Annotated in this window: 18 protein-coding genes; 6 read left to right on the forward strand and 12 right to left on the reverse strand. The window is 54.5% G+C overall.

Translation table 11 applies throughout. From position 1 onward, the window contains the following. The first annotated feature begins 64 nt into the window (after positions 1-64). The 3 genes from B5F88_RS20775 to B5F88_RS15640 all read left to right on the forward strand — a co-directional run bounded on the left by B5F88_RS20775 (position 65) and on the right by B5F88_RS15640 (position 2,388). Positions 65-382 (forward strand): hypothetical protein, encoded by a 318-nt coding sequence (locus tag B5F88_RS20775; protein WP_162612211.1) that lies wholly within the window; start codon positions 65-67, stop codon positions 380-382. A 41-nt stretch (positions 383-423) separates the two neighbouring features. Further along, on the forward strand, positions 424-624 hold the full coding sequence (locus B5F88_RS21570; protein WP_242959831.1) for a hypothetical protein: 201 nt from the start codon (positions 424-426) through the stop codon (positions 622-624). 339 nt (positions 625-963) lie between these two features. Then, positions 964-2,388: an ATP-binding protein gene (locus tag B5F88_RS15640; protein ID WP_087347973.1), complete on the forward strand. Its 1,425-nt coding sequence runs from the start codon at positions 964-966 to the stop codon at positions 2,386-2,388. 45 nt (positions 2,389-2,433) lie between these two features. Here B5F88_RS15640 and B5F88_RS15645 read toward each other — a convergent pair whose 3' ends face one another. The 4 genes from B5F88_RS15645 to B5F88_RS15660 all read right to left on the reverse strand — a co-directional run bounded on the left by B5F88_RS15645 (position 2,434) and on the right by B5F88_RS15660 (position 5,906). After that, positions 2,434-3,789 (reverse strand): C39 family peptidase, encoded by a 1,356-nt coding sequence (locus B5F88_RS15645; protein WP_242959832.1) that lies wholly within the window; start codon positions 3,787-3,789, stop codon positions 2,434-2,436. Beyond that, positions 3,782-4,414, reverse strand: coding sequence for an HD domain-containing phosphohydrolase (locus B5F88_RS15650; RefSeq protein WP_087347977.1), 633 nt, complete (start codon positions 4,412-4,414; stop codon positions 3,782-3,784). The genes B5F88_RS15645 and B5F88_RS15650 overlap by 8 nt, the downstream gene beginning before the upstream one ends. A 71-nt stretch (positions 4,415-4,485) precedes the next feature. Next, positions 4,486-5,700: a SpaA isopeptide-forming pilin-related protein gene (locus B5F88_RS15655; protein ID WP_087347979.1), complete on the reverse strand. Its 1,215-nt coding sequence runs from the start codon at positions 5,698-5,700 to the stop codon at positions 4,486-4,488. Beyond that, the gene (locus B5F88_RS15660; RefSeq protein WP_087347981.1) at positions 5,697-5,906 is read right to left on the reverse strand and encodes a helix-turn-helix domain-containing protein; all 210 of its coding nucleotides are present in this window, start codon (positions 5,904-5,906) and stop codon (positions 5,697-5,699) included. Before B5F88_RS15660 ends, B5F88_RS15655 begins: the two co-directional genes overlap by 4 nt. A gap of 483 nt (positions 5,907-6,389) precedes the next feature. On the opposite strand from B5F88_RS15660, the gene B5F88_RS15665 reads away from it, so the two are divergent. Next, positions 6,390-7,355 carry a DUF6076 domain-containing protein gene (locus tag B5F88_RS15665; RefSeq protein ID WP_087347983.1) on the forward strand — a complete coding sequence of 322 codons (966 nt, stop codon included), beginning with the start codon at positions 6,390-6,392 and terminating at the stop codon, positions 7,353-7,355. A gap of 75 nt (positions 7,356-7,430) precedes the next feature. On the opposite strand, the gene B5F88_RS15670 is transcribed toward B5F88_RS15665, so the two are convergent. The 6 genes from B5F88_RS15670 to B5F88_RS15690 form a co-directional block, all read right to left on the reverse strand. Beyond that, a complete protein-coding gene (locus B5F88_RS15670) occupies positions 7,431-7,811 on the reverse strand; it encodes a rhodanese-like domain-containing protein (RefSeq protein WP_087347985.1) in 381 nt (126 codons plus the stop codon). Then, positions 7,808-8,341, reverse strand: a complete 534-nt coding sequence (locus B5F88_RS15675) for a GDSL-type esterase/lipase family protein (protein ID WP_087347986.1) — start codon at positions 8,339-8,341, stop codon at positions 7,808-7,810. The genes B5F88_RS15670 and B5F88_RS15675 overlap by 4 nt, the downstream gene beginning before the upstream one ends. A 21-nt stretch (positions 8,342-8,362) precedes the next feature. Beyond that, positions 8,363-8,668, reverse strand: a complete 306-nt coding sequence (locus tag B5F88_RS15680) for a hypothetical protein (RefSeq protein WP_140402147.1) — start codon at positions 8,666-8,668, stop codon at positions 8,363-8,365. Continuing rightward, entirely contained in the window at positions 8,628-8,852 is a 225-nt protein-coding gene (locus B5F88_RS21575) for a hypothetical protein (protein ID WP_242959833.1), read from the reverse strand. The genes B5F88_RS15680 and B5F88_RS21575 overlap by 41 nt, the downstream gene beginning before the upstream one ends. Continuing rightward, positions 8,842-9,108: a DEAD/DEAH box helicase family protein gene (locus B5F88_RS21580; protein WP_242959834.1), complete on the reverse strand. Its 267-nt coding sequence runs from the start codon at positions 9,106-9,108 to the stop codon at positions 8,842-8,844. Before B5F88_RS21580 ends, B5F88_RS21575 begins: the two co-directional genes overlap by 11 nt. 173 nt (positions 9,109-9,281) lie before the next feature. Continuing rightward, entirely contained in the window at positions 9,282-9,890 is a 609-nt protein-coding gene (locus B5F88_RS15690; protein WP_140402148.1) for a hypothetical protein, read from the reverse strand. Positions 9,891-10,277: 387 nt separating this feature from the next. On the opposite strand from B5F88_RS15690, the gene B5F88_RS15695 reads away from it, so the two are divergent. Together B5F88_RS15695 and B5F88_RS15700 are read left to right on the forward strand one after the other, a co-directional pair. Next, positions 10,278-11,192: a tyrosine-type recombinase/integrase gene (locus tag B5F88_RS15695; protein ID WP_087347991.1), complete on the forward strand. Its 915-nt coding sequence runs from the start codon at positions 10,278-10,280 to the stop codon at positions 11,190-11,192. A 114-nt stretch (positions 11,193-11,306) separates the two neighbouring features. After that, on the forward strand, positions 11,307-14,390 hold the full coding sequence (locus tag B5F88_RS15700; RefSeq protein ID WP_140402149.1) for a hypothetical protein: 3,084 nt from the start codon (positions 11,307-11,309) through the stop codon (positions 14,388-14,390). Between the two features lie 6 nt (positions 14,391-14,396). On the opposite strand, the gene B5F88_RS15705 is transcribed toward B5F88_RS15700, so the two are convergent. Together B5F88_RS15705 and B5F88_RS15710 are read right to left on the reverse strand one after the other, a co-directional pair. Beyond that, on the reverse strand, positions 14,397-15,464 hold the full coding sequence (locus tag B5F88_RS15705; RefSeq protein WP_087347995.1) for a glycosyltransferase: 1,068 nt from the start codon (positions 15,462-15,464) through the stop codon (positions 14,397-14,399). Then, the gene (locus B5F88_RS15710; RefSeq protein ID WP_087347997.1) at positions 15,461-16,207 is read right to left on the reverse strand and encodes a nucleotidyltransferase family protein; all 747 of its coding nucleotides are present in this window, start codon (positions 16,205-16,207) and stop codon (positions 15,461-15,463) included. The genes B5F88_RS15705 and B5F88_RS15710 overlap by 4 nt, the downstream gene beginning before the upstream one ends. Positions 16,208-16,254 lie beyond the last annotated feature (47 nt).

The raw sequence follows: 16,254 nt of genomic DNA on the forward strand, positions 1-16,254 counted from the left end.
AGATGGAAAAAGACGCGGCTGGCGGCCGCGCCTTAAACCGTAATTATTATTGTAGGAGGTACATATGTTTGAAGCCTTTTATCAGAAGTATTTGAATCAGTGTTTAAATAAAGAACTTCATGCCAAATACTTCAAGGGATCTGATAAACTGGAAACTCTTTTTAGCATCCTAGTCATACTTTCGGCATCTGGTGTTGTACTGTCTGCCATTTTGCGCGAGACACAATCAGGTGCCTGGTCTATGTTCTTCTATTTATTGTTTTTTGCGTTGTTTATACACAAAGGACAGGTGATCTTAAAATGGCAGCTTCCGAGAATAAGCGCACGCGCCGTACCCCACAAGAGAGAGCGGCTGGGGTGGACGAAAGAATCGCAAAGCTAAATCAGGCCATCAAGGAGCTGGTATCAAAGAAAGAGTCTGTTGTGGCAGAGTATGATGCAAAGATCACTGCAACACAGGACCGCATCAAGTCTCTGGAGGAAAAGAAAGCGGAGATCCTGGCTCCAAAGCCGCCTCGTAAGACGAAAAAGCAGAAGATCCAGCAAATCGTCAACCTGGCAATGAAAAACGGGATGTCGGTGGAAGAAATCGCCGGCCAGCTCCATGTAGAAGTCGAGGACTAACTCTTTTGCAATATAACAGCAGCGCCGCCCTGGTAGAGCCGGGACGGCGCTGTTCTGCTATTTTGGTGTGAAGGTGAATAGGTTTGTTGCCAAAGCAGGTCGTCCATATGTCGTTAAGAATACCGCGAGGTGATGCCGAAAAGACGGCGGGAAATGACGGGCTGCTGAGGTCTGGTGACGGGGCCGCCGGGCTAAGGTGGCAGTCTACCGGCCCCAAATTGGTCATATTAAAAAACAGAAGAAGCCGCCGCTGCAGAGCTTGACTTTTTGCACCTGCCGAATATAATATAAGAAAGATTATCATAATATAAATTATTATAAATGGAGGCGGGCTTTCTTATGGAATTTATCGGACGCAGCAAGGAGCTGGAGGTACTGGAGCAGGAATACCAGCGCCCTGGCGGATTTGTTGTCCTGTATGGCCGCCGCCGGGTGGGCAAGACGACGCTGATCAAGGAGTTTATCAAGGGCAAGACCGCCATCTATTTCCTTGCCACGGAGGAAGTGGAGTCTCAGAGCATGAAACGGCTGGCCGGCGTGATCTCCCGCGCCACGGGCAATCCCACCCTAAGCCGGGTGTCCTTTTCTGACTGGCTGGACCTGTTTCAGGAGGTTGTCCGGTACCGGCCGGAGGAAAAGAAAGTGTTGGTCCTGGACGAGTTTCCCTACTTGGTCAAGACAAATCCGGCCTTCCCCTCGATCCTGCAGAATGCGTGGGACGAATTTCTGAAGGACAGCAATGTGATGCTGATCCTCTGCGGCTCGCTGATCGGGATGATGCGAAAGCACGCCCTGTCCTACGACAGTCCGCTCTATGGCCGGCGCACCGCACAGATCCGCCTGTCGCCTCTCACCTTCACCGATATCCATGCCGCCCAGCCGCAGCCCTTTGAGCGGGCGGTGGCGCAGTACGCGGTTACCGGCGGGGTGCCGAAGTACCTGGAGTTTTTCCCTCCAGAGGAGGATCTTCTGACACAGATCCGGCGTGTGATCCTCTCCAAAAACGGCTTTCTCTATGAGGAGCCAAACTTCTTGCTGAAGGACGAGGTGCAGTCCGCGACCAACTACTTCTCCATCATCCGTGTGATCGCGGATGGGAACCATAAGCTGGGACGGCTGGCCGGCGCGCTGGGCCTGGAGTCTTCCGCTCTGACGCCCTACCTCTCCACCCTGATCGAGCTTGGCTTTTTGGTGAAGGACACGCCCATCACAGAAAAAAATCCGGAGAAGTCCAGAAAGGGCCTCTATTTCATCTCCGATAATTTTGTGCGGTTCTGGTTCCGATATGTCTACCCCTATAAGGGGGAACTGGAACTGGATAACCAGCAGATCGTCTTGGATGAACTTGAAAAGGATTTCGTGCAGAAATTCGTGGCCTTTGCCTATGAGGATGTGTGCAAGGATATTTTCGCCTCGCTCTGCCGCACCGGGGAACTGGACTTTACCCCTTCCCGGATCGGTTCCTACTGGCTGAACGATGTGAACAATGATACCCAAATCGACGTGATGGCGGTAGACCACCAGCGGAAGCGTCTCTTTGCGGGCGAGTGCAAATACCACAGCAAGCCGGTGGACGCCCCAGTCTACTACACACTGGAGGAGAAGGTAAAAAAATCAGCGGAGCTGCAGGCCGTCTTTCCATCCTACCAGGTCATTTATGGGCTGTTCTCCAAAAGCGGCTTTACACAGCGCATGATGGAGCAGGCCCAGGGACGGCCGGACATCCTGCTGATCCAGGAAGATCATATCCTTTCCTCAGATTAAAAACAGGCAGGTGCGAAACGAATTGGAATCGCACCTGCCTGCGTCTTACCCAATGATCCAGAAGGGCCCGCCGGCTGCCGCGCTCTTGCTGGCTTCATTCAAAATGATAGACAAGTCCCACGCCTTTTGACTGCGGGAGGTGCTGGCGGGGTCAGCCACCAGGATCTGTTCATCCTGAACGCCTCGGAGGACGATAAAGTGGCCGCTGGAGGTAAAATGCCCCTTGGTCATCAGGGCCACCACCAGCTTGCCCTCACCCAACGCGTCCACGATCCGCTGAGGCTCTGACGCCGTGCATCCCTCCACCGGAAGGCCCCACGCCTTGGCGGCGGCAGGAATCAGCGCGTGGTAGGAACCGCTCTTGCTGCACCAGTAGCCGTTCTCATAGGACCACTGTGCCATTTCAATGGGGTCAACGATATCTCCGGCCAGGGAGGATACCACAATAGACATGGCGGTGGGGCCGCAGCCGTAGCCGCCGATGTCATCTGTCCCGTAGGGCTCGTTGGCATACCGTTCATCCAGCTGGTTGAAGTAGACCACCTCCACCGCACCGTCGGTGAAGCGGACGCTGCCCAGGGACGGGATCACGGTTCCGGAGGCGGACTGGAACATCCCGTCCCCGAGGAGCAGGCTGAGGTTCTGAGCGTAATCCTCGGCCAGCTCCTTTTGCTCGTCGGTCAGGTGGAAGATCTCATCGGCAAAGTGATCCTCGCCCTGGTAGACGATGGTGTAGATGTACCAGGTCTCCGTCCCGCTCTCGTCCGCCTCCGTTTCCGGATTGTCCGGGATCGTCCGGGTCTCGCTGGCACGGGAAAAGGTGTAGAGGTCGCTCACCTCTGAGCGGAGAGTCTGCTCCAGGTCAGCAAGGGAGATCGTCTCCCAGTCCTCGTTCTTGGCGGCACAGTACTGGCCGATAAAGGCATTGGTATTGCTTATCATGTCATCGGCATAGGGATTGACGATCTCATAGTTGTCGCCGCCGGTCTGTGCGAAATCACTGGCGATCCGCTGCTCCACATCGTCGATTCCTTCTCCAAGAATCTGGTTGATGGCAAAGGCGATCTCGTTGGTATTTTCAATGATAGCCGCGTTGTCGTTCATGATAGGTTCCGCGGCTGGGTCTGTACTGCCGCCGAACAGCCCGCCAAAGATAATGGAGGGGAGCATGAGGATGAACAGCACCGGCAGCAGCAGGATTATGATGACCACAATGGCAATCGTGCCGATGTGCTTTCTTGCACCCCAGACTGCTCCGGCTACAGCCCCATAGGGGCCTCCGACAGCCGCACCCTTTGCGGCCCCGGCAATCGCTTTCCCTGTCTTAATGGCCCCGTGAATGGTGTGGGCCGTACTGGCGGCCTGTTCAAGGGGGCTGCGTTCCCTGTCCCGGTCAGCCAACTCTGCACGCCTCCCCATAGCAGGCGGCAAAGAATGTCCCGGGGATCTCCCGGAGACAGGCGATCATCTCAGGATTAAAGGCGCCGCAAGCGCCGCCGCAGAGCATGGACATGGCCTCGCTGTGAGAGAGCGGGGGTTTATAGGGTCTGGCAGTTCGCAGGGCGTCATAGGCGTCGGCCATGGCAACCACATGGACGTAGGGAGTGATATGCCGGCCTGTCAGTCCGTCCGGGTAACCGCCGCCGTCCCACCGCTCGTGGTGATGGAGGCAGATATCACAGAGAACATCGTAGTAAGGGTACTGCCGCAGGGCGGGGATGGAGCGCAGCAGCCGGACGCCCAGTGCGGGGTGCTGCTGCAGGATCCTGCGCTCCTCCAGTGTCAATTTTCCGCCCTTTTGGATGATAGACCTGGGAAGGCTCTGCTTCCCAATGTCGTGGAAACGGGATAGGTAGACAACCCGACGGACTTCCTCGGCCGTCATGGCGGGGATGACCTGCTCCTCGCAGAAAGCCATCAAAAGACGGTGGAGCAGGGGTTGGAAGAGTGTGCTGTGAGAATTGGATAGGGTATCTTGGGCTGCCGGATCCAAAAGTTGGAGAGACGGGTGATGTGTGTGATCCATGGTATGAGACCTCCCTTAAATGAAACTGGGGCGGCTCTGTAAAGAGCCGCCCCAGGCGTTTATAAAAGGATTTAGTAGCCAGTCTTAGGCAGAGTAGGGGGCGTGGTGTACTTGCGGATGATGGTCACCCAGGATGCCTGGGCGGTCTGCCAGGTGCCCTGGTACTGGCCGCCGGCGTCCGCGCGGTTGACCAGCTGGTAACCATTGACCGTGCTGCCGCTGACGATGACGCTCAGAGTGGGGTCGGCAACGGACTGGAACCCAACAGGCACTTTGCCGAAGTCGAAGTAAACGTCCGTGACCACCTCACCCGCCTGAGTGGGGATGGCGTTGAGGCTGAAGGAGTAGTTGTTGCTGGTGAGCAGGTTGGAGGCCAGCACCTGGTAGTCCGCCGTATAGTTGGTCTTATAGAGAATACGGTAGTTGAGCCGGGCACTGTAGGTGCCGGTAGTCAGGGCGGTAGCCCGGGCCACGTCCGTGGGAATGCGGTCATGCCAGAAGAAGTTCTCCAGATCCACGTTGCTGGTGTTGGCAACCGTGATGTCGTACCGCATGGTCTGGCCGGCCAGCAGCTCGGCGTTGCCCCGCTTGGTGATGGTGACTCCCAGGTTGGAGGGCTTGTCAAAGGCCGACAACTTGATGATCTGCCCCGCAAACTCCAGGGTCACATCGTGGATGGTGGGATCCACCTGCCAATAGGCCGGGGCGGTCACCTCCTGGATCTTATATCGTCCCAAGGGGAGCGGACGGGAAGCGGCGACGCCCCGGGCATCGGTGGTAATATAGTCCACCACCTTGCCGCTGCGCTCTTGGACGATCTCAAACACAGCGCCCTCCAGAGGAGCGCCGGCCTGGGTCCCAGTCACCGCGTTATACTCGGCGGCGTACTTATAGATCTGGATCTGCCCGGTGATGGGTACATTCTCCCATTCGATCTCGATGGTTTTGCCCGGCTGCACATAGACGGTCTTATACTCTTCGTCCAGCGTATAGCCCTCGGCCGCCTCCAGCTCCCGGATGTAGAAGCGGTCCTTGCCCTCCGCCAGCGCCTCATCAATATAGATGTATCCGTTCTGGTCGGTGGTGTACTCCCCGATGGGGTTCTTGTCGGCGTCATACAGAAGGAACTTTACATCGTAGATGCCCTCGCCGGTGACGGAATCGACCTTATGGATGATGATGCCGCTGAAGGCCTTGTTCTCCACCTTGAGAACTGTGGTCTTGCCATTTTCAACCTCAAAATAGTGGGGGGTAGGGTCACGCTTTGTCCAAGTCTGCTTTCTCATTTTGCACCTCCCGCCTGCTCCTCCGCCCACTGAATGAACTTTTCCTTAGGTACCACCATGCGGCTGCCCACCCGCAGTACCGGGAAGCCGGGTTCGTGCATCACCTCGTAGGCGGTGGAGATGGACACGCCCAGCACCTGCGCCACCAGATTCACGTTGAGAAACAGCGGCAGGTCATCGTAGCTCTGATAGGTTGACTGTTTCATGTTAATCCCTCCGATTATATCTGAAATTACGCTTGCGTTTCGGAGGTCACTCTGTTAGACTGAATACAGTTCAAGCTGTGTTCTCCGAAACGCAGCGGGCCGCAGAACTGTTGCAGCAGTTCTGCGGCCCTTTTTTGTGGACTGTCTTTTCCGTTCGCCATACACCATACCCGTTCCTGCCCTGCGGCCTTGTCTGACACGCACAGCGTTTTCTTCCCCTTGGTGCGCTCAGCCGCCTCCTTCCAGGCCGCGTCCCGGCGTCACTTCTCCGGAGAATATCCTCTCTGGTGATGGGTATTCCATTCTGGACCTTCGGCTTGCGTACATAGAAGCACCTCCTCGTTGACAAATGATTTTCGCTGTGTTAGACTAATTTTAAGACGCGTTAGACAGTCCGTGCGAGGTTATTCTAGCACGGGCATTTCGCCTTGTCAAGACTATTTTATTATTATTTTTCTATCAGTCTATTTCGAGGGGACGGATATGTGGTACGCCAAGATGTATTTCTCCGAAAAGAAGGAGATCTTTCAGTATGATGCCGCCGGAATACAGGGGGTTCCATCGGTCAGCCGGGAGCTGCCGTTTCTGGAGAGCCTGCTTACCTTTCTGGAGATGGACTGCAGTGAACTGATCCCGATGCTGCAGCGGATCAGTCTCAACTGGAGCCGCCTGATTGACGAGGATGACCGGCAGGCCGGCACCAGCGCCATGATAGACCTGGGTGACCTGGGCAGCAGGCATATCTATTTGCAGCTGCTATATGTGCGCTGGTACGACCGGTTTTCCAGAATGGGGATCCACCACGACCGCGGCAGTGCAGAGGACCAGCAGATGCTGGAAGAGCTGCGCAGTCTGCCTGAGCAGCTGCCTCGCTATCAGAAGCAGGTGCAGCGGTTCTTTGATCTGGTTCTGGATGTGGACCAGGCCGGACGTGATCCCCAGCAGCAGGCATCCAGGTGCTATCTCTACGACGCTCCGAAGGATCCGGAGCTGTTCTCCTTTCACCCCATTCCGCTGAGCTTTGAGCCAGTGGAACCGGGCCGCTGTTCGCCGGTTCTGTATTCCGGCAGTATCTCGGATATGATCGACTACTCTCTGCGCAGCTGTGTGGAGCGAGGGATCACGGTCCGTCGCTGCAAGAACTGCGGCCGGTACTTTCCACAGACCGGCCGGGTCAGCGCGGAGTATTGTGAGCGTCCGGTGCCCAGAGGACAGCAGGTCTGCCGGGAGGCAGGAGCCTTCCAGCAGTGGACGAAAAAGCAGGCTGAGGATCCGGTGTTCAAGGCCTACCGCAAGGAGTACAAGAAGCGGTTCGCCTGGATCAAGGCCGGGCGCATCTCTGACACGGATTTCTATGCCTGGAGCGAGCAGGCTCGGGATATGAAAAAGAAATGTGACCGTGAGGTCATTACCCTGGAGCAGTTTACAGATTGGCTGAAGAATTCCTGACCGGAAAAAGAATACGGGATCGGCTTCAACCAACCGATCCCGTATTCTTTGTATAGGCGATGTAGATTTTGGCCCTTATGACTCTGTCTCATATGGCCAGGTGTTGATGCCGCCGAATTCATAGATGTTGGTGTAGCCCAGTTCTGCCAGGGCGGAGGAGGCGGTCTTGCTCCGGTTCCCGCTGCGGCAGTAGACCAGCACCGTGGAGTCCTTCTCGGGGATCACCTCGGCGGCGGTGGTTTCATCAATTGTGCCCACCGGCAGCAGGACAGCACCGGGAATGTGGCCGCTGTCATACTCGTCCTGCTCCCGTACATCCAGGATAATGACCTCCTGGGTGTCCATCATCTCCTTGGCCTCTTCCTGGGTGATCTGCTGGTAGGAGCTGTTGGCGGAATTCCCGCCGCATCCGGTCAACAGCAGAAGGGACAGAAGCAGTGGCATCATTCGTTTCATCTTAGTTCCTCCAGAAGTCCGGCAGCAAAGGCCTTGTGGCCCTGCTCCGTGAAGTGTACACCGTCATAGGTCAGGGAGATGTCCCACTTCCCTGCATCGGCAAAGCGGATACACGTTCGCTTTGCCAAGGCCTGGCAGAGTCGGGCAAATGCATGGGAGTCATCAATGAGCTGCGGGCTGGGCACCCACTCGCCCAGGGCCACCGGCGGCGGCGCGATCAGCAGAATTTTGTCCCGTCTCAGAGATATGCCAGAGAGGAATCGCTCCAGCCTCTCAGCGGCCTGCTCCGGGCTTCGGCCCTGGAACAAATCGTTGGTCCCCAACATGACGATCAGCAGATCCGTGTCGGCGGGAAAGTCCGGAGCACCGGACGGAATCTCCCGGCCGTTCTGCCCTATATTTCGGATCTCCCAGCCGGTTTCCGCAGCCAGGATATCCACCCACCGACTGTCCGCATCATAGCGCCCTCCGAAATAACTCCGGGGGTCATAGCCGTAGGTGTTGGAGTCGCCGAAGCAGATGACCTTCATCACTCATATCCTTTCTCTGAATTACTTGAATCGCCGATAATAGTTTTCCAATTTCTCATCGCAGATCCGCTCGATTTCCTGCTTCTCCTCTCGGGTCAGCTTCTTCCAGACAGATTCGTCCACTTGGATCACGCCCAAAGTTTTCGTGTGGTGGAGCATCCGCATATCCTCGAACCTCTTGAATGGGTTGGACAGGATATTCCTCTGGGCCTGAGTATCAGTATATCCACCCTTGGCGTAGATGCTATTGGCCTTTTCTACCACTAGCCCAGCCGCCCGGCGGGCCTCATAGAATTCTCGGAAGTAGGTCACGATAGCCGAAGTCATCCGGCTTGAACCGCTCCAGGTTCAATGCCACGCTCTGGATGCTACCGCAGACCACGAAGGCGTTGCCCTGCTTCATGCTCTCCACATGGCGGCCCACCGTGGCCCTGGGCCACAGCTCCCGGAAGGTCGGTGGCCTGATCCACCAGCTCCACCGTGTGGGCCAGGAATAGTGTTCACTTGCCAAACCGCTTGGCATCCATGACGGCGGTCACCGTCTTGCCGGTGCCGGTAGCATGGTAGAGCAGGGCAATAGTCTCGAAATTGCAGCGCATCTCTTCCAGCGCCGCCAGGGCTTGCTTCTGGTGCTCTTTTAGCTCTAGCTGGGAGCCGTCCAGAGACTTGCCCCGTTGGGTGGGAAGGTAGTCCTCAATTTCCTTGAAGTTTGGGTGTTGTCCCAGGAAAACCCTCAGTTCGTCCTTCACGGTCTCCGGCTGCTGCATCTGCCGTACTCCTAGACTGTGTGTATGACAGGCCCACAAAAAGCCTCCCATAGCTGGTACTAATACTTAATAACGGATTGGAACATGTGATGGTAAAATTATTGCTCGGTATTCCCTTTGATTTAAAAGCAAAATATACCGACATGAAAAGGTTTGGGCAAAATTAAAAAATGTTAGTCGACAACTTCAATCCACCCATTATTCAAGCACATGGTCAGGTTATACTTGACATCCTGACCGACTTTATCCCCACTCTCGAAATTTAAGACTACGTACTCTCCGTCACATCCAACTACGCGAGCGTAGGCTTTCTTCGATTTGTGGAATACCCGTCTTCCGATGAGCTCACCATATGCGCTTGTATCGCTCTGAAGATCTTCCTTATCCGGTCCTGCGGCAGGATGTAGAGTCTCTTCCTTCACTTGCTGCTCGGAAGTGGCGATATTTCGCCCAGGTGCTTCTGCTGTTGGTTTGGGCTTAGGTCTGCTTACTGTTTGTGATGATGCTTTGCGTTCCTCTATAGCCTTCTTTTTCAGCTTGAGCAACTCTATAATTTCGGCGATATGAGTAGGTGTGAACCAGAAGTCATAATCGTTGATGACGACTGATATGTGGTCATTCTCCTCAATCTCGTTTTCAGATACATCAAGGATGGAATCTATGAGCCGGTCTGCTAGGTACTTATTATTTCGTAGCGTTCTGAACTTTGTAGCGCAAGTTGGACAAAGACAGACATTTAACGGGTCGAGCTCTATATCCGGCTTTTGTTCCAGCTGGCACATTTCCACATTGGAGAACGGCTTGTGACACAATTGACAGGCATACTGATAAGACGAGTTCACTCGGTACATATTCATCAAATATGCGCGGACATCGTCTTGCGGGCGGCTACCCTCATACGAGGAGCGCACAAAGAATCAATTACATAGGTAGTCTACCACAAGATATAGATTCTGTCAACTATAAAATACAATATTTAGTGTTTCTGGCCTTGTAGAGCGCAATATCTTGATAGGAAGCTGGAACCCAGGGGCAGCAGCCCGGCGAAACGGCTTCTGGCCCGGAGCTTGGCGGTAATCCGCACGCGCTGTAATTCTTTTCTGCCGCAGGCAGTCCAGCCGGATATAATCAGGGATGAACTCAATGAACAAAAAGGAGGCTGCCTAAATATGTCAAACCTTGAGGAGCTGGTCGTTTTCTATCTGGAGCTATGCCAGTACGAGAAGAAATTGTCCCAGGACACCTTAAAGGCGTACCGCATCGACCTGCGGCAGTTCACCTGCTTTTGCGCCGGCCGGGAGGAGGGCAAAGATCTCATCAGCAGCTATGTCAAATACCTGAACGAGACATTCTCGCCCCGCTCGGTCAAGCGCAAGCTGGCGTCGGTACGGGCCTTTTATCATACTATGGAGGAGCTGGAGAAGATCCCGCAGAATCCATTTGATAAGCTCCGGTTCCACATCCAATACCCGCGGCAGCTGCCCCGCACGATCCCGGAGGATCTTGTCCAGGCCCTGCTGCGCGAGGCATATTCAGAATACCGGCGCCGGGGAGAGGATCTTCGCGTCCTGCGGGATATTGTTGTCCTGGAGCTGCTGTTCAGCACCGGGATCAGGGTCTCTGAGCTGTGTAAGCTTTCACCGCAGACCGTCCAGCTGAATGAGCACAAGCTGCGGCTCCTGATCAGCGGGAAGGGCCGCAAGGAGCGGATCATCCAAATTGAGACACCAGAAATCCTCCATATTTTGAGGATATACTGCTGCCTCTGCGGGGAGCAGATCCATGAGGCAAACGCCCTGCTGCTGAACAACCGGAAAATGCCGCTGTCCCAACAGTCCGTGCGGAGGATCATTCGCCGGTATCTGCTCCGGCTCCATGTCACCCAGCCTGTTACGCCGCATATGTTCCGCCATACATTCGCCACCTCGCTGCTGGAGGCCGGTATGGATATCCGATATATCCAGGCCCTTCTTGGACACAGCTCCATTTCCACAACACAAATCTATACCCATGTGGCGGCGGAACGGCAGACAGCGCTCCTAGCGGAACTGCATCCGAGGGGGAAGATGAATTTTACCCTTTAACCTTTTAAGAAGAGGACTACCAGGCCATCGCCTGGTAGTCCTCCTCTTAATGAAACGATAATCTCTTATTATCCGCCATTACTGGCGGGCTTTGTTTTGGACGGGGGTGCGATTGTGTTTGACTATTCCCAGGTCACTCCGCGAGACTTTGAAAAACTGGCAAAAGAATATCTGGAGAGCACCTATCAAGGAAGCTCCTGGACGCTGACAGAGTCCTCCGGCGATGGCAACCGGGATGTGGTATGTACATACCGGTTTTTAGATCAGGAATTTGAGTATTGGGCGGAAGCAAAATTTTCCAAAGCAGAGCATCCTGCAAAGCTAAAAAAGAGCCAGCTTGACCCCACACTTGTCTCCGCGTTGCTCTACTCCAAGCCGGTCACTGTTAAATTTATTAGCAACAACCTGATACCGGATACATACATTTACCGTCTGACAGACTTTCGCCTGCGGACCAATATCGGTGTCACGCTGGTTTTAAAGGATCAGTTTGAGGAGTGGATTCGGAATCACCTGGATATCGCCGCCAGCCACGGGATTCGGACAGCGGACGATGGTACGGGGGAAGCGACTCAGGAAAGGAACCACGTCAAGATCCAGAGCCTGTTGGTCACCAGTGACTGCACCCAGAACACCTATGTGCTGGAGCGCAAGCTCGTGCAACAACAGCCGTATTATCTGTATTTGGCTGCGGATTCCGATGCCCCGATTGAAAACGTGTCCATCCGGTTTCTGTGCCCTGAATTTCAGTTCTTGTCCGGTTCGGACGTGCTCAACTCCCCGAAGTGCTTTTCACTGACGGCAGGGCCCTGCGGCTACAAGTTTTGCTTCACAGCCAAAAGCCTTTATCAGGGTAGTGTCCCACTGGCTCTGTACTCCGGAGAACAGATGCTTGCACAGTCTGAGCTGCCTGAGCTCTCTGTCATCAATCCACGGGAACGTTGTCTGGCATATGCCCAGCAGGATAAGTGCGCGGCGGAACTCGGTCAGCTTGTAGCCGGTGCCGGGAACAAAAACCGCGTGGCTGTGGTTTCCGGCCGCGGAGCCTCCGGAAAAACCTATTTGATGGATGTGCTTCTACGCAATCTGTCGTTCCGGTATGAGACTGTACGCTATTCTTTCTCGGAGACGGCCTCCTATAATGCTACACAGCTGTGCCTGCTTTTGCTCTTTCTGAACATCGGCAATATGGAGGGCTACTCCTACGAAGATATAGGGGAGGCGGTCAGCAGACTTGCAACGCCTGAAAAGCGCCTGTTTCTGTCGGAACTGCTGACCCGCATCAGTGACGCGCCGGAGCAATGCGTGGAGTTTATGTGCCTGAAGCAGGCGCAGGGAACGTTGCGCCTGATCTTCCCACAGCGCAGCAGAATACGGAAAGTCGTTGTGCTGGAAGACCTTCACAAGCTGAATGATCCGGTAAAGGCTGTGCTGCTACAGCTTCTTCGGGAGTTTTCAGAGTTGGAGAATAACCAGGTCATCGTTTGCACCATGCGTGGCACTATGGAGCTGGGCACGATCCCCGATTATTCCCTATGCCTGAAGGGCCTGACAAGCGCAGACAAGCTCACTACCCTGCGCAGTTGCATGCCCTGTCTTCCCGAGACGATCTTGTTTCACCGCGCCACCGACGACCTCCTGATCTTTTCAAACATTCTCCGAGGGCTGTTGGACGAATTGGAGACCTCTGCCCCGGATCCGCTGACGCTGAAAGCCCATATCCGGCAACGTTTTCAAAACGTAAAAGCGGAGAACCTGCAGCTTTTTCAGGAACACTTGGCTGAATTCAGGGCATATGACGAGTTGATTGAGCTGGTCTTCCTGGTGGGCACCGGCATCGCCTATCCGTGTTTGAGCAACCTGTTCCCCGCTGGCGACATCGATCTGCTCATAGAAAGCCGGATATTCAAGCTCACTGGCGGAAAAGTGGCGCCTATTCACGATCATTATACGGCGGCTTTCCTAAAAAGCCGAACCATATGCCCGGGAACTCTGCACAAGCTGCAGACTCTGCTAGAATCAGACAATGAGAACTGCGTGTTTTATCTCTCCCTGCTGATTGAGAGCGGAAATGCCATGTTTTTCTCCCGGTTGTCCGAGGCAAGGGCCATGCGAGACAGATATTTTTACCAGACACGCCTGTATGAGGCATATCTTCTGGCCCAGGCTATTGTGTCCCATATTGACTTTTCCGAGCAACTCTCCGAGGACGAGGTCTGCGATGTCTTCGTGCTGGCCACATCGTCCTTTTACCAAAAGAGCAGCGACGATGAGGTGAAACTCTATCAGAAAGTGCTCCAGCAGGGAAAACAATATCAGTCCTCACCGAAAATCTGGGGTATCCTGCTACGGAGCAGGACAGAGCTGATGAACCAGTACTATTGGGATCTGAAGCTGGAGCAGATGGAAAGTGAGCTAAATGAGGCCCAGAGAACCTTTCCCCACGGCGAGCCAGAGCAGGACCACGAAATTCGATTTGCGTGTATTCACCGTTATAACCGCCGTATGGTTTTGCGGCTTCTGCAGAATAGGTATAAAGAGGCCGAGGAGGATTTTCAGCGCTGTCTCAGGGAGTCCGAGCGGCTTATCCATCCTGCCTGCCGGGGATATGCGGAGATGGATTATGGAAAAGGCCTTTATCTTCATGCGCCGGAGCAAGCCCTTGAACACATGGAGAAAGCGCTGGATATTTTCCAGGAACTCGGCACCGAGCACCGACGAAGCCTAGACTGCAAGTGTGAAGTGGCGTATCTGCGCTGCCTTTTGAGCGAAGGTCGCCCCGAGGACCTCCACGGGCTGGAGGACGCGGCGGCGGAACTGCATAACGCCCACTATGAAGAACTCTATGCGAAAGCCAAGCTCAAATTGGCCGCGCTACATATGTGCTTCAGGACGCGGGATCTAAAGCAGGCAGAAAATGAGCTAGTGGAGGCGGAATATGTATTGCCCTACCGCCCGTGCAGGCGGCTGGAAATGCTGCTCGCCAATGTCAAATACGTCCACTATATCCTTACTGGGCAACGGGAGTCCGCTGCCCACGAGTTGAAAACACATGAGACACTGGCCAGCGGGCTTGGAGAGGATTATCTGGCCTCCGCTCAAGGCAATCTTCTGAACCAATTTCCCGTAGGGGCGGCGTTCTATGCCCCGAACCAAGTCGAAACCATGTATGCGCTTATTGACCCCAGGCTCTGGTAACAGCCCTCAGAGCTTGCACAGGGGTATCACATTACCCGCTGAATCGATTACCAGGTCCTCCTCTCGGGCCCGCAGTTCCATCCAGAGCCGGTTACCGCTCAGTTGATTTATATGCTCACATAAAAAAAGCAGCGGATAGACCGTGTGCAGAAACGAGTATGGCAGGGTTCCGAAAAGCTCAACGCTTCCCGCCTGCTGCAGATTGACGGCCTCGGATATTCGCAGTCCTGCCTCTTGCACCTCGGACAGCAAATCCAGATGCGTCAAACAGCAGGCTAGGTAGTCTCTAGAGCGCTGTTCCGGGGACAATTGGGCTGCTACACAGTCTATGTAATCGTCTTTCACCAATGGGGCATATTTGCTCCAGAAATAGGGGTTCTGCTGTTCCTCGTTGAAAAACGTGGCACTTCTGGAGGCCATACGGATATGGTACGCTTGGATATCCGGCGCCACCACACAGTGTCTGCTTTTCAGGTGGAGCGAAAGGGTCAGATCCAGCCCTTCAAAGGAATTATAGTAAAAGCTGTCAAAGCAGCCGACCTCCATGAAAGCGTTCTTCTCAACGATACAGAAAGCGGGCGTCAGTGCCTGTCGCTCAATTGCTCGCTGGCCAGCCAAACATTCTGGCGTATTGTATTCTAATGCGTGCCGATTGAACAGGTGCCCAAAAATGTGGCCGCAGCTCTGAATCCGACCGCTCTGGGGATAGAGCAGCAACGGCTGGATGGCCTGACAGCCCAATTCTTTCATCCGATCCAGAAGGCGATTAATCTCATGACCGCGGAGAAGAATATCTGTGTTAATCAGCACCAGATATTCTGTAGTGCTGGTCATAATGCCGGCGTTGTTGGCGCGGCCGAAGCCCTGCTTGTCTTCAAGGATGATGAGCTGGTCAATCCGCTCCTCCTGAGAGAGACGCCGCAGGTACTCCACTGTCTCGAGATGGGGACAGTGGTCATCCACAACAATCAGTTCATATTCCGACATATCGTGGGTCTGAAACAGTAGCTGAAAAAAATTACTTACCAGAGGATACTCCGTGTCCACGGTCACAATGATACTTGCCTTTTTCATACTTGGTCCTCCTTTACCCCGGAAAATCTCGTCTTCAACAGCTCCAAACTTTGGGCGCTATTGAGATTGATGACCTCCTGTCCGGCCTGGAAAGGACGAAGGTGCAGTCCGTGCTGAATACACAGCGCAAGCCAGTCGCAGAGCTCCCGCTGCTGCCGCTTCGGGTTGACCGGCGTTTCTATCGCGTACGGCAGGGTGGAGGGTTGCAGGACACAGTACCCCAGTCCCATCAAATCGTTGAATGGTATGGAAGGCTTCTCTGCAAAGCGGTCGATGAAGCCATCCCGTGTGAGACGGACCGAGTAGTTCTTCCGTATCTCGCGGGACGGCATTCCATGGAGCACACCGCACAGGCCGTCCACCCCTGTTTCAAAAAAGTTCGCCACCATTCCCGCAAGATCCGGCTCCCAGAGCAGCTCGTCCCCCAAAGTCATAAGAAACGGCTCTCCCTGCAGGGCGGGGGTCGCCAGCGCCACGGCTCCCGCGATTCCGTCCAATGACTCCTGATGGATATAGCGGATTCTGACACCCTGGAACTCTGCGCCAAAGTAGTTTTGAATCTGCTCTCTGCGATACCCGACCACAAAGATGATTTCTGAAATGATCGGTCCGGCTTGCAGACACTGCAGAAGATTGTGATGGAGAAGCGGCTTTCCGGCAATCGGAATCATACACTTGTTCGTCGTGTCGGTGTAAGGTCTCAAGCGGCTTCCCTTTCCTGCGGCAAGAACCAGTATCCGCATTGGTATACACCTCCCCCGCCAGTAATGGCGGATAATAAGAGATTATC

The sequence above is a fragment of the Flavonifractor sp. An306 genome (assembly GCF_002159455.1).
GTDB lineage: Bacteria > Bacillota > Clostridia > Oscillospirales > Oscillospiraceae > Flavonifractor.